Source organism: Clostridium saccharoperbutylacetonicum N1-4(HMT), from assembly GCF_000340885.1.
Classification (GTDB): Bacteria; Bacillota; Clostridia; order Clostridiales; family Clostridiaceae; genus Clostridium; species Clostridium saccharoperbutylacetonicum.
Genome location: NC_020291.1, coordinates 6,125,107 through 6,143,900, shown reverse-complemented (window position 1 = coordinate 6,143,900; position 18,794 = coordinate 6,125,107). Strand labels below are relative to the sequence as shown.

The following is an 18,794-nucleotide window of genomic DNA, read 5'->3' as shown; positions in this document are numbered from 1 at the left end:
AAACTATCCGTGAAAATATCCTGTTTTTGATGAAACCACAACGTAAGGTACTTGCGAACCATCTTTTTCAATATATGCTTGATATAAATCATTTTCTAAATGTTTTATTTTAACAACATTTTCTCCATAGGTGTCATATAAATCTTTCTTGAATAGATCTTGCCAATTACTTAGTACAGGTGCATTTTTCGTTATATAAGTTGCAAAGCCCTCTATGTCATCTGCGTTACCTTTGTTTTCAGTATATTGCTTAAATAAAGAATCGATATCAATTTTATTTAAAAATGTCTTACTCCACTTCAATTTTTGTGATTCAGATTTATTCTCTTGACCATTGATAATATAATCTATAACATTTTCTTTTATCGTACTATCTGAATTTGAAGTTTTAGATTCAGAAGTCTTAGTAGAATCATCTGTTAAGTTAATTTTGTTTTTATCTATATTATTTTGTGTTTGTAATGTATCGTTTTGTTTAGTAGAATTGTCATTTTTTGTATCATTATTAGTGTTTACTTTATCATTAGCATTAGATTCAATAGCATCAATACTGTTTGTCTGGCTGTCATTAGTTTGTGTTTTTTGATTTCCACAGCCATTTAATATTACTAGAATTAGTACTATTGATAAAATAGTTCTTATATGCTTCAATTAAATTCTCCTTTTTTATTAATAATATTTATTCATTATTTTAACATATAATATATTTTAGTGTTTATAAAATATTTTTTAATGAACGAACTTAAAAAAATGTTGTGGACTAATTGTGATATACTCCCCTTATTGTGGATGTATAGAACAATAAATATACATTTTTTTCAATTTGGATATATCTAGCTTTTTTTAAAAATTATTTAGAATATCAAGGTGTAGAATTTCTTCTAATGATTTAGCTATATTGTTAATTACCAATTTATTATTAAAATATTATACTTATAAAGGAATACTGGTGAAAAAAGTAAAGTATGATGAGGGTTTGGTACATATAATACACTATGTTAGTAAAAATAAAAGATGATTATGTTCAAATGCAGTGCAGTTATATCAATCGTGTAGAGTATTGAACTATGGAGTTTGAAATTAAAATAAATTAATATACAAAATAATATATTATATGAAAATTTGTGTAATTATTAAAAATATTGTATTATATAAATAGAGAAGTATGTAATAAAAAATAAGTCTAAATACTGTCTGTATAGGAAACTTGTTTGTATTTGGGTATTATTGTTGCAATATAAACTTCGAAGAAAAATGTAATATTAAAGGGTATATAACATGGGGGGATTATATTTTGTATTCTATTATGTTGGCAGAGGATGATCATATACAAAGAGAAATTCTAAAAATAATGATTCATTCCATTGATAATTCTATAGAAATTTATGAAGCTGATAGTGAAAGTTCAGCTTTAGGGATAATTGAAAATCAAGATATTAATATGTTTTTAATAGACATTGGTTTAAAGGAGTCATCGGGGTTAGATCTTGCAATGGATATTAGGAATACACCTAAATATGAATTTAGTCAAATTGTTTTTTTAACGACACATTTGGATTATATATTGCAAGCATTTAAGCAGATTCACTGTTATGATTATATATTAAAGCCTTATAATAAAAATGATGTACAAGCTGTGCTAAAAAAGCTCATTAGTAATGAAATTAACTGTCTTGGTAATGGAAAGGATGATTCAGATAAACATGAGGACAAGGAACTTGTTATAAAAATAAGGAGTAGTATATATGTGGTGGTAAAGATAGAAGAAATTATATTTATAGAAGTTAAAGGAAGAGATTGTGAAGTAAATACTATTAGTGGAGTTTATGCGTATAATAATATAAGTTTAAAAAAAATACTAGAGTTAATTGATTGCAAAGATATAGTTCAAAGTCATAAGGCTTTTGCTATAAATAAAAATTACATATTTAAGATAGACAAGTTAGACATTAGGTTATTCAATGTATATTTTAAAAATTATTCTAAAAATGCTTTAATAGGATATAAATTTAAAAATAATATTATATCAGAGTTTGAAAATGTAGGTAATTATTATGTTAAATGATTTTACTATTAATAGCTTAGATATACTTAATATAATTTATCTATGGGCAGTAGTAAGTAAAAAAATAGTTATTAATAATGAGTAATATTTAGTACAATCATTGCATCTGTCTCAATTACAAGTACCAATTATTTTCAACTAAACTCTAATTTTTTATAATATAGCGACTATTATGATTATTAAAATCGTATATAAAGAAGAATTAGAAGATGTGATTTTATTAAAAAAAACAGTCTGTAAAAAAACTGATATTTATTTTAATATTTAGGAAAATATAAATTGTTGTATGGTTAATTATATTTGCGTTACTATCATCTGCAGTTGTCAGCTGTAGCTTAGAAAATAATTCTAAAACAAATACAGCAGATATAACTAAAAATGATAATTTAGATGCATATAAAAATTATGAAAATAATAAGGAAAGTTTTAATGAAAATGATACTACTAAAATAGCTAATAGATATAGAAATGTTGATAAAACAAAATTGGATTATAATAATGGTTAGTCATCTAACACCTACTATGAAACAAAAGATAGCTTTGTTGGAAGTAGAGCCTGTACTCCTAAAATTAATAATGAAAAATATATGGAAATCCTAAAAGATTATACCTATGATTATGATCGTTCTAATGAATTAGGTTTTAATCTAGATTCTGATAATGAAATTATTGTTGGGATAGATTATTTTAAAGAAATACCTGAATAACTATAGTAATGTGATATATTTATATAGCTCATTAAACCTACTTTTAAATTCACATTCAAACAATTTAAAATAAAGAAAATAATGGATCCAATATAATATTGGATCCATTATTTTTAAATGTGCTTCATTAAATTTTATTAATTCCAGTTACCATAAACAGGTGTATTACCAGAATCATATCTTATTTGACAATCTATAAACATGCCATAAGTATCATCAGCAATTTGATTTTGTCTACGATCATATAAATTTCTTATTCTAAGGAAATCTGCATGTTTAGTACTATTTTATGATTAAGTATAAGTATATAGTTCTACTAATGTACCTGTTGGATATGTTTTACAGTTACTAAAAGAAGTTTCGTGTACATTTTGTAAATTTAAAATTTATCTACATTAATAATTCATCCTTTAAATTTTTTAAAGCCCTTTTTGGGTTTTATTTACAGATTGTCTTGATATTTTCAGAATTTTTCCAATCTCTATATCTGATAACTGCATATAAAATTTATAAAACATAATTTCCTTTTGTCTTTTATTAAGCGATGAAATTAAATCATTAAATCTAATATCTGAATATTCATCTTTCATTTCTACATAATTAAATACATCTAATATTTCTGCTTCTGACGTAAAACATAAATACTGTTTGTCTTTATTTTGTTTGTTAGATAAGTATATTGACTTATTTTTAAGACATTTGTTAATATACATAATTAACTCTTCATCTTCTATAAATTTGTTTTTATTTAATTTACCTATAAGTTCATAAAAATAAATAATAAGATCTGTTTCTGCTTCAGGATATTTTAATTTATAGCTTAAATATTTTATTTTTGAATTAAAATGAGCTAATATACAGATAAAGTTCTCACTATTATTATTAAAGTTTTTAATTTTAAATAATAAATTTACCGACATTCAATCCCTCCTTAAGGCGCCTTCTAAAGCTATATTTTTGAATAAAAAAAGAACCCTATTTCTAGAGTTCCTTTAAACTTTTATTTTCCGTTGGCTCATAAAAAAATATACCATATGAATTTTGAAAATTTTTAAAAGATGATATTGTATCTTTCACCCCCACTTACTATTATAAAGATTTATATTATCTATTTCTTATAGTATTTCTATAGAATTGCTATAAATTTAATAAAATAATTCTATGAAAAAAAATTATTATAATTGAACCTAATTTGTTAAGATGCATCAAACATTATCAGATGCCCACATAAATTCTTTATAATTTTAAGTGTATGCGTAAATAGTAAACTACAATTTTAAAATTCTAATGTTTACATATTGTTTAATCAGTTTCTTATAAATTATGAAAATATAAATAAGGGATTGATTCACTTGGATCAAATGGTATTGAAAGCTTAACAATGATTAAACAGAACGTATAAAGGTAAGACAGGATATTCCGAAATATCTGAAGATGGAAGTACTAGCTAGGGTACTATAATTGCTCTTACAAGAGCATTACAAATAAAACTTAGTATATCTACTACAAATGGTAGTTTGGGACCTGCTACAGCTGATGCATTTGCAGCTTTATCAATTGGTTCTTCAAAAACAATTTAAGTATATATATTGCAAGGAGCATTATTTTGTAAGGGATATAGTCTGGATGATTTTATATAAAAATGTAAGTTGAGTCATTGAAAGGTAAAATGGTAATAAAAAATTCATGTTTAACTTGTACTTTTTCTTGACATAGTACTAGTATGTATAATTACTAAAATAAATAGATTTAATTTCTATTTTGATGAAAATAATCAAAAATTAATAGATTTTTATTTGAAACTCAGTGAGAATATATAACAGCTTTCTTTAAAAAAGCAGCAAAGTTTAGACTAAATTAAATAGTCAAATACTTTGTTGTTTTTTTATTGACACTAATATGATTAATAGTTATAATTAAACAATAGTGATTATTAATTCAAGAAATTTTTGCAATTTAAGAAGGAGATGTTACAATGAATTTAAAAGGGTCGAAAACAGAAAAAAATTTAATGGAAGCCTTTGCTGGTGAATCTCAAGCAAGAAATAAATATACTTACTTTGCAGGAGTAGCAAAAAAAGAAGGGTATGAACAAATTGCGTCTATTTTTGAAGCTACAGCAAACAATGAAAAAGAGCATGCAAAATTATGGTTCAAGGCTTTAGGAGAACTTGGAGATACTGCAGCAAATCTGCTTCATGCAGCAGAAGGCGAAAATTATGAGTGGACTGAAATGTATGATACTTTTGCAAAAGAGGCTGAAGAAGAAGGTTTTACAGCACTTGCAGCACAGTTTAGAATGGTTGCTAAAATTGAAAAATCTCATGAAGAAAGATATCGTGCACTTTTAAATAATGTGGAAATGAAAGCTGTATTTGAAAAGTCTGAAGAAACAATGTGGGAATGTCGTAATTGTGGGCATCTTGTAATGGGCAAAAAGGCACCAGAAGTATGTCCTGTGTGTGCACATCCTCAAAGTTTCTTTGAAGTTAGAAAAGAAAACTATTAAATCATGTTTACATAAAAGAAAAAAGGTTTTACAGTTTCTAATTATTAAAAACTATAAAGCCTTCTTTTTGTGGATTAATTTGTTATCCATATTTGTCGCTCTCCAAAAAATATAAAATTTATGCTACTTTTTTTGAGTTTGAATCTTTAGTGATGCTCTTATTGATACTTTTAGCATCCATATTTTTAAGAACACTACTTAAATTTTTTAGTTGAGATGCAGTAATATTTGGATTAGTAAATGATCCGTATATCATAGCTCTCTTTAAATTTTCAGAACTAAAAATTTCTTTAATTAATTTTATCATAATTTATTTCCTCCTTAAATTCTTTCTGTATTGTTATAATATTCTATTTTAGAGAGAAAAGCAATCGATGGATGAGACCGAAATCGTTGTAAATTATGAATAATATGTTAATAAATAATTAATAGAATGTAAAAAATACATGAAAACAGTTGCACTTGATTATGAAAACGTATATAATGTTGTCTTTTTGAAAAGTGATTTATTTTATAATGGTAAAAATTTTAATCTTCTATTATAAAAGAAATAAGACTATAGATAGTTTATAAATGAGGCTATTTTATAGTCTATAATTTTAATTTTAAAAAGGATATAACATTATAATAATATAGATATAATTTTAATAGACAAATAGTAGGTTGTATGATACTCTATAGTTATAGTAATTGTTAATAGTAGGGTGTTGTTTTATAACTGATTTTATGGAAAATCAGGCAAAAGTGAAATCATACTATAAGGAGGAAAATAGATGTATTTTGAGAAGAAACATGGATTTCAAGAAGATTTTCTATGGGGAAGTGCCTCGGCTGCTTATCAAGTTGAAGGTGCCGCAGAAGAGGAAGGTAAAGGAAGAAGTAACTGGGATGAATTTGTAAGGATTCCAGGGAAAACTTTTAAAGGAACAACTGGAGATGTTGCAGTTGACCATTACCATCGTTATAAAGAGGACATAGCTTTAATGGCAGAGATGGGGTTAAAAACTTATAGATTTTCAATTTCATGGCCAAGAATTTTCCCTAATGGAAGAGGAGAAGTTAATGAAAAAGGGTTACAGTTTTATGATAATGTAATCGATGAATGTTTAAAACATGGAATTGAACCTATGGTTACAATTTATCACTGGGATTTACCACAAGCATTAGTTGAGGAATACAATGGGTGGGAAAGTAGAAAAATCATTGATGATTATGAAAATTATGCGATAACTTTGTTTAAGCGTTATAAGGACAGAGTAAAGTTCTGGATAACCTTGAATGAACAAAATATATTTACAGCACATGGCTGGATAATGGCTACTCACCCACCAGGCAAGAAAAATGATTTAAAAATGTTTTATCAAGTAAATCACCATGCGAACTTGGCTCATGCTAAAGCAGTGCTTGCTTTTAGAGAAATTGTTCCAAACGGTAAAATTGGTGCAAGTTTTGCATTTGGACCAAGTTATGCATTAGATTGTAGTCCAATAAATAACATAGCTAAAGCAGATTATGATGATTTACAAACATTCTGGTGGATGGACGTTTATGCCTTTGGACGTTATCCAAAGACTGCTCTAAAGTATTTACAGGGACAAGGAGTTGCGCCTGTATTTGAAGATGGTGACGCTGAACTTATGAAAGCAGCAGCACAAGTAGATTTCATGGGAGTTAATTATTATCAAACAACAGTAGTTGAATATAATCCAATAGATGGTATTGGAATGGCTGAAATGAATACTACAGGTAAAAAAGGTACATCACAAATTAGTGGAACACCAGGTTTATATAAAAACCCACCAAACCCATATTTAAAAACTACAGATTGGGATTGGACTATAGATCCTATGGGTATAAGAATGTGTTGCAGAATTATTACAAGTAGATATGATTTACCAATAGTTATTTCTGAAAATGGATTAGGTGCATTTGATAAGAAGACTGAAGATAATAAAATTCATGATGATTATCGTATTGCCTATTTAAAAGCTCATATAGAAGAATTAAAAGAAGCTGTTAATGAGGGGTGTGAAGTAATCGCATATTGCACTTGGTCGATAACAGATTTATTAAGTTGGTTAAATGGATATCAAAAAAGATATGGCTTTATTTATGTAGATCGTGAAGAAGAGGAAGGTGCTTCTTTAAATAGATATAAGAAAGATAGTTTCTATTGGTATCAAAATGTAATAAAGACTAATGGTGAAGAACTTTAATATTGGTTAAAGACGAATTATTAATGGTGAGTATAAAATTACTCACCATTAATAATTTATCGTTTATTATTAATTATTTTCCAACACCATCCCAATGCTCATAAGCTTCATTTAAAGCCATAAGAGAAGCAGATTTATCTTGTGCTGCAATGGCACCTTTGAGATGAGCAATACTTGTATTAAAAGAATTAATTTCATCTCGTTCAGAGCTATATTGAATTCTTTTTACTACCTTATCCCAAGTATTTGATAGATTTTCACTTTTTTCATTGGCAGCATTCCAATTTTCTGATTTTATATCATCAACAGCCAATTGAATAGTTTCTGGAATATTCATACCATTAACTGAAGTTTTTTTTAAAATACCACCACTTAGCATTATTAATGAAAATAGGGTTAACGATAATACAGGAATAGCTATTATTAAAAATTTTCTCATTTAATTTACCTCCTAAATTAGTATGGACCATTATAATCACCGATATCAGTTACTTTAGCCATATGATCTTTATACTTGTCGATGTATAGAGAACCAGATGGAGTTAAAGTTGCTAGAAATACATCGGAGACATCTTTTACTCCTTGTGAGCGTAACTGACTCATAAGCCATTGTTTACTTTTGTTAAGTTGCCTTAAATTTTGATTTATAAGAATTCCATCATAAATTAGTTCTGTACTTATACCAGTTGGAGTTTTTGGTATATTCATGTCTTTCGGTGTCAACGGTTCATATTCTGGCTTTTTTAATACAGACAATTGTCCATTTGGTTCAATGATTGCAAAATCAACTTGGGATAAATCAAAGACATCTTTATTTCTTAATAGTCCCATTATATCAGCTGCGGTGTATTTCATCTTTCTCAACACATCCTCCATTATTTTTCCATTCATAATTATAATTGTAGGCTCTCCTTCGATATATTTTGCAGCATATCTCCATTTTTCAGTTATATATTGCATTAAATAGCCAAGGGCGGACCAAGTTAAAAGCCCAACAAAATGAGGCCAAGCCCTGCTAGATAGGTCTGTAGTAAGAGTTGCAGCAATTGATCCGATAGTTATTCCAAGAGCATAATCGAAAAATGTTAATTGACTAATTTGTTGTTTCCCAAGTATTTTCGCAAAAATAAGTAAAGAAAAAAATGCTATGACTGAACGTACTAGAACTACTAATCCTTCATTCAATTTAAATGCCTCCTTGTTAAAATAATATAAAATTATTTTAAACACCATATAATTTTTTATACTATTATGTTTAGATTTAATAATTTAAAATTTAATTTATGTCGAAAGATATGCCAAAATGTAGTTTTCCAACGGCTTGTATTATGGTATTATATTAATATGGACATGTATAGTACAGAAAACTAAAGATTTTATGAGAGAGAAATCTAAATTGTAACACTAAAAGGTTTTATATCTAAATTAGTGAAAAAAGTATTAAGGGGGAAAAAAATGGATATATTTTTGATTATTGGTATGGTTGCTGGTTTAATTATTGTTGTTGCCGCCATGCTAGAAAAAGGAGCAAGTCTTGCTGTACTTTTAAGTGCAGAAGCATTTTTGGTAATTATTGGTGGTACTGTTGTTGCTCTATTAAATTCATTTCCAAAGGGTGAATTTGTTAAACTTCCTAAGATTTTTGGAGTTCTTTTCAGTGCTAAGGGGAGTGAGGATCCTGCAGAAATTATAGTGCAGCTTGTAGAAATGTCTCAAACGACTAGAAGAGATGGTTTACTATCTCTTGAAAGTACTATACAAGGACTTGAAAATAAGTTTATGAAAAAAGGTCTAGAAATGGTTGTAGATGGATTAGAACCAGATCTTATAAAAGAAGTATTAGAAATAGAAATAGAAAGTATGGAAGAGAGACATCGTCTTGGTGCAACAGCATTTTCAACAGCAGGTGGTACTGCGCCAACTCTTGGAGTTTTGGGAGCAGTTATAGGTTTAATAGGAGCACTTGGAAATCTTGACAACATTACAGTACTTGGAGAAAGTATAAAATCTGCCTTTGTTGCTACTGTTTTTGGTATTTTTACTGGATATTTAATTTGGCATCCATTTTCAAATAGATTAAAAAGAAAATCTTTAGAAGAAGTAAGAAATATGAATATTATGCTTGAAGGAATTTTAGCTATTCAAGCAGGAAACAATCCAAAGAGTATTGAAAGAAAGCTAGTAGGTATGTTAGAACCAAAACAAAGAGTTAGATTTGAAGAAAATAATAATGAGAACTAATTTGGAGGAGATAAGTGATGAGTAAGAAAAAGCAACATCATGAAGAGCATGTTGATGAAGCATGGCTTCTTCCATATTCAGATATGTTAACACTCCTATTAGCATTATTTATTGTTATGTTTGCCATGGGAAAAACAGATAGTGCAAAACTTAAAGCTATGAGCAAGTCATTTAATATAATTTTTGCAGGTGGTCAAGGTGTTATGCAAAGTGATGGAAATTCAATGATTCCTATGGAAAATACATCAGAAGGCTCAGGTAAAAGTGATGCAGAAGTAGAACAGGATAAGATGACAGAAATTAAGAAAATGATAGAACAAGAAATTGGTAAAGAAGGCTATGCAGATAAAATTAAGGTAGAACTTAATGGTGATGGTTTAGATATAACTATTCAAGATGTAGTACTTTTTAATTCAGGTCAAGCTGATGTACATCAAAACGTTGCACCATTAATGTCTAAAATTTCTAGCATGTTACATAGTCTAGATAATCAGATTAAAGTAGTAGGACACACTGATAATGTTCCAATTAGCAATTCGAGATATCGTTCAAATTGGGAGTTAAGTGCAGAACGTGCTGTAAATGTTAGGGAATTAATGGTATCTGGTTCATATGGGCTTAATCCTCAGAAAGTATCTATTCAAGCATGGGCAGACTTAAAGCCAAAAGCAGCTAATGATACAGAAGATGGAAGAGCTCAAAATAGAAGGGTAGAGATTTTGGTAGCACGTCAATACACAACTACGGATAATAAATCTGATTAATACATATAATTTTTAATTATCAATGTTTATTTATAAATTGTAAATTTGGCAAAAAGGTATTTTATTGTTTATGAATTTATAATTTGGACATTAGTATCAATAAAAAATTTAAATAATGAATAAATATAAGAAAGCATCTTAAAAGGTGCTTTTTTTATTTACATTATAAAATATGCAATTTGCATAAAAAATAATGCAGTAGTGCAAATTGCATTTAAATCAATGACTTAAGACACTTAAAAGCTTTTCCAAAAAAAACTAATATAAAATTATGAGAATTATATTTATAAAATTTTGTATGGGTGGGGGGAGTTTTAATGAGATGGTTAAATAACGTGAAGATTAGCACAAAATTGATAGTTGGGTTTATTTTTATTGCGCTAATTAGTGGTATAGTTGGAGGAGTTGGAATAACGAAAATAAAAAAGATAGATACTAATTATTCCGACTTATATGTGAATTTTGGGGTATCTATTGGTGATATTGCAGAAGTATCTATTTCATATCAAAGGGTTAGAATAAATTTATATAAAATGGTACTTGATAAAAATGTCTCAAATGTAACCCAATATAAAAACAAGATAGATGGTTACAATAAAGATATCCAAGAAAACATGGGCCAATTTGAGAAATCCTTGCAAACTGATGAAGCAAAAGCAAAATTTGCAGAACTAAAAAGCGTATTGGATAAATATAATAAATTTGAAAATGATGTTATAAGCTTAATTCTTGTTCAAAAATATGATGAAGCTTTTCAAATGCTTAGCTCAGGAGATGGGCAAACTATGTCAGATAAAGTAAGTGATACAATAGATAGTTTATTTAATTTAAAAACATCAATAGGGACTCAAAGATCTGATGAATATTCAGCAGAAACTAATACTGCCATTGTTACAATGTTTATAGTGATTGCAATAGGAATTGTTTGTGCTGTAACCTTTGGAATTTTAATTTCTAGGGCTATAAATAAGTCTATTTATCAACTTATGTATGTGACAGATGAAATAAGCAGCGGAAATTTGAATGTAGAAATTACAAATAATTCAAAAGATGAAATTGGAATACTTTCACAGTCTATGAATAAAATGCAAGATAAGTTACATGAAGTCATTGGAAATATTAGTTTTGCCTCACAGCAAGTTAATATTGGATCTAAACAAATAGCAGATTCAACTATATCTTTATCACAAGGTGCTACAGAACAAGCAAGTGCAGTTGAAGAATTAACTGCATCAATTGAAGAGATTTCTGCTCAAATTAAGGTAAACGCTGAAAATGCTAAAAAAGCTAATACAATAGCAGATGCTACAAAAGATAACGCAGTTAAGAGAAATAGTGATATGAAATTGATGCTTAAAGCAATGGAGGAGATTAATAAATCATCTAATAATATTGCAAAGATAATTAAAGTAATTGATGAAATAGCATTCCAAACTAATATACTTGCTTTAAATGCAGCAGTAGAAGCAGCAAGGGCAGGTCAATATGGAAAGGGATTCACGGTTGTAGCTGAAGAAGTTAGAAATTTGGCAGCAAGATCAGCTAATGCAGCTAAAGAAACAACAGAAATTATAGAAGAATCTTTGATTAAAATCAAAGATGGAACAGATATCGCAAATCAAACTGCAGAAGCACTTGATGGTATTGTTGTAGATATTCAAGATGTTGCAGCAATAATAGACAGTATTTCAGGAGCCTCAACTGAACAAGCAACAGGTATGACTCAAATATCCCAAGGCGTAGTGCAAATATCTCAAGTTGTTCAAAGCAATTCAGCTACAGCTGAAGAATGTGCTGCTGCAAGTGAGGAGCTAGCAGGTCAAGCTGAAGTTTTAAAAGAACAAGTAGAAACCTTTAGATTGGGAAGTATAGATGAACAAAGACCAAAGTATAATTCAGACAGATTGGACAAACAGAAAAAGAATAAAAATGAAATTAATTCATTAAAGGATAGAAATGTAAAAAATGAAAATTCAAAAAAAATAATACTTAGTGATACTGAGTTTGGAAAGTATTAAATATGGGTGAATTATGGTTACAATTACAGAAAAAGAATTTAAGCAATTAGCTAAATATATTAAAGATAATTATGGAATAAACCTTAAGGAAGAAAAGAAAATGCTGGTTATTGGAAGATTACATAATGTACTTGCTGAAAATAATTTTGAAAGTTTTTCTGAGTATTATGATCATATAATTTCTGATAAAACAGGGAAAGCCGTTATTACCTTAATTAATAAAATAACTACTAATCATACTTATTTTATGAGGGAAAAAGATCATTTTGATTATTTAAAAGAAAAGGTTTTACCATACATGGTTAATACAATAAGAGACAAGGATTTGCGAATTTGGTCCGCAGGGTGCTCATCAGGAGAAGAGGCGTATACACTTGCAATGATATTGGATGAGTTTTTTAAAGAAAATCAGCTATGGTGGGATAAAAAACTGCTTGCAACCGATATATCAGAAAAAGTTTTGAAAATGGCAAAAGAAGGGATATATCATAAGGATCAAATTTCATCTTTACCTCCAGCATGGAAAATGGAATATCTTAAGAAATATGATGGGGAAAATTTTATCTTTACTGATAAGATAAAAAATGAAATTATCTATAGAAAATTTAATTTAATGGATAATGTATTTCCATTTAAAAAGAAATTTCAAGTCATATTTTGTAGGAATGTAATGATATATTTTGATAATGAAACAAAAAATGATGTGGTGCGTAAGTTTTATAATAACTTGGAGTATGGCGGATATTTATTTATAGGTCATTCAGAATCTTTAAGTGGCGATACTATGGGCTTTAAATATATAATGCCATCTGTATATAGAAAAGAATTATAGCCATCATGAATTTTTGATGATTAATATTCAATTTTCGAAAATAAATTAACATTGACAATTGTCTATTGATATCACTTGAAGTAAAAGAAGGGAAGATTTATGAAAGTAATTAAAGTATTAGTAGTCGATGATAGTATGGTGTTTAGGGAAGCAATATCACGAGGAATATCAAAGGATCCTTATATAGAGGTAGTTGGAAAAGCAATAGATCCTTATGATGCAAGAGATAAATTGCTTGAATTAAATCCTGATGTAATGATTTGTGATGTACAAATGCCAAAATTAAATGGAGTAGAATTTGTTAAAAGGCTGCTCCCACAATATAAAATTCCAATAATAGTTATAAGCTCCTTAAGCGATGTTGTATTCGATGCTATGGATGCAGGAGCAGTAGACTTTTTAAGTAAGCCTGATGCTAGAACGCCCAATGGTCTACAAATATTTATAAATGAATTGATACTAAAGGTAAAAGGAGCAACAAGTGTTAATCTATCTGCTAACTTGAATAAGTTGCCAAAGGTAAATGTTGTGAACAGAACCCTAACTGGAAGCATTAATACAAGCAATAAAATAATTGCAATAGGTGCTTCTACGGGAGGAACGGAAGCAATTTATTCTGTATTAAAGGCTTTGCCTAAAGAATTACCTGGAATAGTAATTGTTCAGCATATACCACCAATGTTTTCTAAGATGTTTGCTGATAGGCTCAATTTACAAACACATTTTAATGTTAAAGAAGCACAAACTGGTGATAGTATTGAAGCAGGGACTATTTTAATTGCACCAGGAGATAAACATATGAAAATTAAGAAGGTTGCAGATAAATATATTGTAGAAACTATACAAGGGGAGAAGGTAAATGGACATTGCCCTTCAGTAGATGTACTATTTGAATCAGTTGCAAAGATAGCAGGAAAAAATGCGATTGGCGTTATATTGACAGGAATGGGACAAGATGGAGCGATAGGATTAATGTCTATGAGAAGAGCTGGTGCCAGAACAATAGGACAAGACCAACAATCATCAGTTGTATATGGAATGCCTAAGGTAGCTTTTGAGATAGGAGCGGTTGAAAAGCAAGTTAATTTATTGCGTATACCACAACTTATTTGTGATATGTTACGTTAAAATAAAAAGATAATGATGAATGATTAAAGTTGAAGTCCTTATAGGATTTCAACAGCAATCATTCACCATTAGATATTGATTAATTAATGATGCAAATGGGGTTATACTAACTGATTTTTAACAGCATATACAGCTAGTTGAGTTCTATCTTTTAATTGGAGTTTTGATATTATTTCAGTAATTATATTTTTTACAGTTCCTTCAGCAATAAATAAGGCAGCTCCAATTTCCTTGTTATCTTTTCCGTCAACAATCATAGAGATTATAGTTAGCTCTCTTTCAGTTAATGATATATTTATTCCATGGATAGCAATTGTATTTTTTTTTGATTTTTTGCTTTCCTTTCGAAGGTTTGTTACTATAGGATTTAAAATATCTCTAGTAACTATTCCAAGGCCTAGAGATATACTTTTTATTGATAATATTAATTCTTCAGTACCTATATTTTTTAAAATATATCCATCTGCCCCATTACTTATTGCTACAGCAACATCATTTCTATCATTAGATGCAGTAAGGATTAAAACCTTAATTGATGGAAAATCAGATTTGATTAATTTTGTAGCTTCTGTCCCGTCACAAATTGGCATTGATAAATCCATTAAAACTACATCAGGATTATACTGTTTGCAGAAATCATAAGCTTCATTGCCATTAGTAGCACAAGCAACAACTTTTATATCACTATTATTTTCAATTATAGTTTTAAAGCTTTCTCGTAAGAGCTTTTGATCTTCAGCAATAATAATTCTTGTCATATAAAATACCCCTCTTCACTTAATCCAATCTTATGTTGTGATCTTTGCATAGAAACAGAAAAGCAAACCTAAATAATGTCCCCAAATGATTATTATTTCTATTTTTTAGAAAAATTAATTTATGTTATATAGATTATAACATTTTGATAAAAGTAGGACAATGAAAAGTAATGCAAATTGCATTATTATATAAATTTATTGTGCATTCTGCATGTTACGACATGACTTAAGGGACTACAAACAGAAAAGGAAAGACATTAAAATTAAATTATTAAGAGAAATTGGATGAATTAAGAGCTTTTGAAGGCAAATTTTGAATTTAAAATGTCTTAGTATTAACACGTGGATATTTGAAAAAACATATTAGAGGAAATTTATAGGGGGAAATGGGATGTTTGATATTAACAATTTAAAAATGAAAAAGAAACTTGGGCTAGTATTTATTTTAATAGTTCTAATGGAAGCTATAGTATTAGCCATGAGTTATAAGGGATTAGAAAGTGGGAGTTCTATACAAGGGTATCTAAATAATATATTGCTGATTTCAATAGTATTCATAGTGATTACAATGATATTAGGGGTATTTCTCACAAATTCAATTGAAAAACAAATGAGAAAGCTTAATAGTGCTGCTAGAAATATTGCAAATGGTAATTTAAATGAAAATATTAATATAGAAGAAACTGATGAAATAGGTGAAGTAGCAAGATCTTTAAAAATAATATCAGAAAACATAAGAAAATTAGTTGATGAATCAACTTATATTAATGAAAATATTAATAAAGGTAATTTTAAAATACAGGTAAATAGTTCAGAATACCCTGGTGCCTGGAGGACTATATGCGACAATCATTTATCAACCACAAATATATTTATAAAAAATATTAGAACAACTTCAAATTACATAGAAAAGATAAGTGAAGGCGAAATTAGAATTAAATATAGTGAGGATGAAGAAGGCGAATTTAATATTGCAAAGAAGAATATTAATAAGCTTATTGATAGTTTAAATACTTTTAATAAAGATGTACATTGGTTAAAAGAAACCTTTAAATTAGGGAATACAAGAGATAAAATAGATGCCTCAAAATTTGAAGGGGTTTATAGAGAAATGACTGAGAATATAAATGATACCATTTGGATATCTATAGAAGTGTTCATAAAATTATTTGAGGTTCTAAAAGCATATTCCAAAGGAGACTTGTCAGTTCAGTTTGAAAAGCAGCCAGGAAGATATGGATTGGTAAATGAACATGTGGATGAGTTAAGGGGGAATTTATTAAATATATCAAAAGAACAAATAAGTGTAGCAAATGAAATTAAGCAAGGAAATTTATCTAAGAGAATAGATTCAACACAATTTAGTGGATCATGGGCGGAAATGGCTGAGGGAATTAATGAAATAATTAAAGCTTTCATTGACCCTATTAGTTTAACAGCTAATTATGTAAAGAGAATAAGTAATGGGGATATACCAAAAAAGATAGAAACTACGTATCAAGGTGAATTTAACAATATTATAAGTAATTTAAATATGTTAATAGATAACTTGAATAGGTTTATTGAAGAAGTCAAATGGATGAATGATACTTTTAAATTAGGAAATACAAGGGATAAAATAGATGTTGCTAAATTCGATGGTGTTTATAGGGAAATGGCACAAAGTGTCAACGACGGTATGTGGATTTCTGTGGAAGTTTTAATAAAACTTTTTGCTGTATTAAAATCTTATTCTGAAGGTGATTTTACAGTTCAACTTGAAAAATTACCAGGAAGATATGGATTAGCAAATGAAAGTTTAGATGGACTAAGAAATAATATTCTTAAAGTTGTAGATGAAGAAGTTCGAGTTCTTTCAGCTGCAGCAGCTGGAGATTTAGAGATCAGAGGGGAAAGTGAGAAATATAGTGGGAGTTTTAAAGAACTAATAAGCATTATAAATAATGCTATGGATGCTTTTTCTAAACCAATTAGTGAGATTAATAAAGCTTTGTCAGAAATGGCTAGGGGTAATTTAGATATAATTATCGACAATTCGTATAGCGGAGATTATGGAAAAATAGTTAATGCATTAACTGCATCAATTAAAGCGATCAATCAAGTATTAACAGATATTAATATATCAGCAAATGAAGTTGCATCTGCATCAATTCAAGTTTCAAATGCAAGCCAAAGTTTATCTCAAGCATCAGCTGAGCAAGCAAGCGCTGTTGAGGAGGTAACAGCTTCAATTTCAGAAATTGGTGAACAAACTAAGATTAATGCAACAAGCGCTAATGAAGCTAATGAGTTAGCAGTAAAGGCTACAGAAAATGCTGTTAATGGAAATGCAGAAATGAGTAACATGTTAAAGGCTATGAATGAAATAAATGAGGCTTCTGAAAATATTTCAAAAATAATTAAAGTTATAGATGAAATTGCCTTCCAAACAAATATATTAGCTCTTAATGCAGCAGTAGAAGCTGCAAGAGCAGGCCAACATGGAAAAGGCTTTGCAGTCGTTGCAGAAGAAGTTAGAAATCTTGCAGGCAGAAGTGCAAATGCAGCTAAAGAAACAACAGAACTAATAGAGGGGTCTATAAAGAAAGTAAATGCAGGAACACAAATAGCTAACAATACAGCAGAATCGTTAAATGCTATTGTTTTTGATATTAGGAATACGTCTGAAATAGTTAGTAAAATAGCAACATCTTGTGATGAACAGGCATCTGCTGTATCACAAATAAAAGATGCTGTTATGCAGATATCTAGAGTTACTCAAATGAATTCAGCTACTTCTGAGGAAACAGCATCTTCAAGTGAAGAGATGTCTAGCCAAGCAGAAATACTAAAAGATAGAGTAGCTAAGTTCAAATTAAAAAGAGACAACTACAACAACATTTTTCTAGATCATATTGAAGAAAAAAAGATGTTTAATTCAAAAAATAACATAGATGACAATGGTTCTAATATACCAGTTAATGTTAATACAAAGTCCCATATTAATTTAGGGGATATTGAATTTGGTAAATATTAATTTTAGATTGATAATACTGCGAGCAAAGGGAGTGTTTGGATGAATAAAAATATAGTTAATGATACATTGAATTTAGAAGAAGATACTCAAAAGGAAAAGTACCTTATATTTGTACTTGATAATGAATCATATGGTATTAGTATAAATAATATTATAGAAATAATAGGAATACAGCCAATAACTTTAGTTCCAGAGCTTCCTGATTATATTAAAGGAATAATAAATTTAAGAGGGAAGATAATTCCTGTAATGGATGTTAGATTAAGATTTAAGAAAGAATTCAGGGAATACAATGATAGGACATGTATAATAGTTATCGATATAGAAGGATTAGGAATAGGCCTTATTGTCGATCGTGTATCAGAGGTATTAGTAATTCAGGAACAAGATATAGTACCACCACCAAATCTGAATAAGATTACTAATAGATTTATTAGAGGGATAGGAAAAACGGGTAAAGAAGTAAAGTTAATTTTGGATTGCGATAAATTAATAAATGATGAGGATAATACTATATTGACTAGCGTTGAATAAACTGAG

The 18,794-nt window shown here is 28.6% G+C and carries 16 protein-coding genes; 10 read left to right on the top strand and 6 right to left on the bottom strand.

Annotation, left to right across the window (positions count from 1 at the left end):
• Window positions 1–3 precede the first annotated feature (3 nt).
• Window positions 4–651, bottom strand: coding sequence for a hypothetical protein (locus CSPA_RS26750; RefSeq protein WP_015395550.1), 648 nt, complete (start codon window positions 649–651; stop codon window positions 4–6).
• 643 nt (window positions 652–1,294) lie between these two features.
• Between CSPA_RS26750 and CSPA_RS26745 the strand changes: the two genes are divergently transcribed.
• Entirely contained in the window at window positions 1,295–2,065 is a 771-nt protein-coding gene (locus CSPA_RS26745) for a LytR/AlgR family response regulator transcription factor (RefSeq protein WP_015395549.1), read from the top strand.
• A gap of 1,126 nt (window positions 2,066–3,191) precedes the next feature.
• Here the strand turns inward: CSPA_RS26745 and CSPA_RS26735 are convergent.
• Window positions 3,192–3,692, bottom strand: coding sequence for a sigma-70 RNA polymerase sigma factor region 4 domain-containing protein (locus tag CSPA_RS26735; RefSeq protein ID WP_015395547.1), 501 nt, complete (start codon window positions 3,690–3,692; stop codon window positions 3,192–3,194).
• Between the two features lie 1,055 nt (window positions 3,693–4,747).
• Here CSPA_RS26735 and rbr point away from each other — a divergent pair.
• On the top strand, window positions 4,748–5,281 hold the full coding sequence (gene rbr, locus CSPA_RS26730) for a rubrerythrin (protein ID WP_015395546.1): 534 nt from the start codon (window positions 4,748–4,750) through the stop codon (window positions 5,279–5,281).
• 118 nt (window positions 5,282–5,399) lie between these two features.
• Here the strand turns inward: rbr and CSPA_RS26725 are convergent, their stop codons facing one another.
• On the bottom strand, window positions 5,400–5,588 hold the full coding sequence (locus CSPA_RS26725; RefSeq protein WP_015395545.1) for a hypothetical protein: 189 nt from the start codon (window positions 5,586–5,588) through the stop codon (window positions 5,400–5,402).
• Between the two features lie 466 nt (window positions 5,589–6,054).
• On the opposite strand from CSPA_RS26725, the gene CSPA_RS26720 reads away from it, so the two are divergent.
• Window positions 6,055–7,497: a glycoside hydrolase family 1 protein gene (locus CSPA_RS26720; RefSeq protein ID WP_015395544.1), complete on the top strand. Its 1,443-nt coding sequence runs from the start codon at window positions 6,055–6,057 to the stop codon at window positions 7,495–7,497.
• Between the two features lie 73 nt (window positions 7,498–7,570).
• Here CSPA_RS26720 and CSPA_RS26715 read toward each other — a convergent pair whose 3' ends face one another.
• Entirely contained in the window at window positions 7,571–7,936 is a 366-nt protein-coding gene (locus tag CSPA_RS26715) for a DUF4363 family protein (RefSeq protein ID WP_015395543.1), read from the bottom strand.
• Between the two features lie 17 nt (window positions 7,937–7,953).
• On the bottom strand, window positions 7,954–8,682 hold the full coding sequence (locus CSPA_RS26710; protein ID WP_015395542.1) for a YetF domain-containing protein: 729 nt from the start codon (window positions 8,680–8,682) through the stop codon (window positions 7,954–7,956).
• A 270-nt stretch (window positions 8,683–8,952) separates the two neighbouring features.
• On the opposite strand from CSPA_RS26710, the gene motA reads away from it, so the two are divergent.
• The 5 genes from motA (at window position 8,953) to CSPA_RS26685 (ending at window position 14,480) form a co-directional block, all read left to right on the top strand.
• Window positions 8,953–9,738, top strand: coding sequence for a flagellar motor stator protein MotA (gene motA, locus CSPA_RS26705; RefSeq protein WP_015395541.1), 786 nt, complete (start codon window positions 8,953–8,955; stop codon window positions 9,736–9,738).
• A gap of 17 nt (window positions 9,739–9,755) precedes the next feature.
• On the top strand, window positions 9,756–10,502 hold the full coding sequence (locus CSPA_RS26700) for a flagellar motor protein MotB (protein ID WP_015395540.1): 747 nt from the start codon (window positions 9,756–9,758) through the stop codon (window positions 10,500–10,502).
• 317 nt (window positions 10,503–10,819) lie between these two features.
• On the top strand, window positions 10,820–12,520 hold the full coding sequence (locus CSPA_RS26695; RefSeq protein WP_015395539.1) for a methyl-accepting chemotaxis protein: 1,701 nt from the start codon (window positions 10,820–10,822) through the stop codon (window positions 12,518–12,520).
• A gap of 13 nt (window positions 12,521–12,533) precedes the next feature.
• Complete coding sequence (locus tag CSPA_RS26690) at window positions 12,534–13,352, top strand: CheR family methyltransferase (protein WP_015395538.1); 819 nt, start codon at window positions 12,534–12,536, stop codon at window positions 13,350–13,352.
• A gap of 99 nt (window positions 13,353–13,451) precedes the next feature.
• On the top strand, window positions 13,452–14,480 hold the full coding sequence (locus CSPA_RS26685) for a protein-glutamate methylesterase/protein-glutamine glutaminase (protein ID WP_015395537.1): 1,029 nt from the start codon (window positions 13,452–13,454) through the stop codon (window positions 14,478–14,480).
• 101 nt (window positions 14,481–14,581) lie between these two features.
• On the opposite strand, the gene CSPA_RS26680 is transcribed toward CSPA_RS26685, so the two are convergent.
• Window positions 14,582–15,238, bottom strand: coding sequence for a response regulator (locus tag CSPA_RS26680; protein WP_015395536.1), 657 nt, complete (start codon window positions 15,236–15,238; stop codon window positions 14,582–14,584).
• 391 nt (window positions 15,239–15,629) lie between these two features.
• Between CSPA_RS26680 and CSPA_RS26675 the strand changes: the two genes are divergently transcribed.
• Window positions 15,630–18,254, top strand: coding sequence for a methyl-accepting chemotaxis protein (locus tag CSPA_RS26675; protein WP_015395535.1), 2,625 nt, complete (start codon window positions 15,630–15,632; stop codon window positions 18,252–18,254).
• Window positions 18,255–18,293: 39 nt separating this feature from the next.
• The gene (locus tag CSPA_RS26670) at window positions 18,294–18,788 is read left to right on the top strand and encodes a chemotaxis protein CheW (RefSeq protein WP_015395534.1); all 495 of its coding nucleotides are present in this window, start codon (window positions 18,294–18,296) and stop codon (window positions 18,786–18,788) included.
• Window positions 18,789–18,794: the final 6 nt, after the last annotated feature.

What these genes read in the sequence shown, in the direction of transcription:
- CSPA_RS26695 (WP_015395539.1), top strand. Translation starts at nt 10,820, where the DNA reads ATGAGATGGTTAAATAACGTGAAGATTAGCACAAAATTGATAGTTGGG.
- CSPA_RS26685 (WP_015395537.1), top strand. Translation starts at nt 13,452, where the DNA reads ATGAAAGTAATTAAAGTATTAGTAGTCGATGATAGTATGGTGTTTAGG.
- CSPA_RS26690 (WP_015395538.1), top strand. Translation starts at nt 12,534, where the DNA reads ATGGTTACAATTACAGAAAAAGAATTTAAGCAATTAGCTAAATATATT.
- CSPA_RS26700 (WP_015395540.1), top strand. Translation starts at nt 9,756, where the DNA reads ATGAGTAAGAAAAAGCAACATCATGAAGAGCATGTTGATGAAGCATGG.
- rbr (WP_015395546.1), top strand. Translation starts at nt 4,748, where the DNA reads ATGAATTTAAAAGGGTCGAAAACAGAAAAAAATTTAATGGAAGCCTTT.
- CSPA_RS26670 (WP_015395534.1), top strand. Translation starts at nt 18,294, where the DNA reads ATGAATAAAAATATAGTTAATGATACATTGAATTTAGAAGAAGATACT.
- CSPA_RS26715 (WP_015395543.1), bottom strand. Translation starts at nt 7,936, where the DNA reads ATGAGAAAATTTTTAATAATAGCTATTCCTGTATTATCGTTAACCCTA.
- CSPA_RS26675 (WP_015395535.1), top strand. Translation starts at nt 15,630, where the DNA reads ATGTTTGATATTAACAATTTAAAAATGAAAAAGAAACTTGGGCTAGTA.
- motA (WP_015395541.1), top strand. Translation starts at nt 8,953, where the DNA reads ATGGATATATTTTTGATTATTGGTATGGTTGCTGGTTTAATTATTGTT.
- CSPA_RS26725 (WP_015395545.1), bottom strand. Translation starts at nt 5,588, where the DNA reads ATGATAAAATTAATTAAAGAAATTTTTAGTTCTGAAAATTTAAAGAGA.
- CSPA_RS26680 (WP_015395536.1), bottom strand. Translation starts at nt 15,238, where the DNA reads ATGACAAGAATTATTATTGCTGAAGATCAAAAGCTCTTACGAGAAAGC.
- CSPA_RS26720 (WP_015395544.1), top strand. Translation starts at nt 6,055, where the DNA reads ATGTATTTTGAGAAGAAACATGGATTTCAAGAAGATTTTCTATGGGGA.
- CSPA_RS26735 (WP_015395547.1), bottom strand. Translation starts at nt 3,692, where the DNA reads ATGTCGGTAAATTTATTATTTAAAATTAAAAACTTTAATAATAATAGT.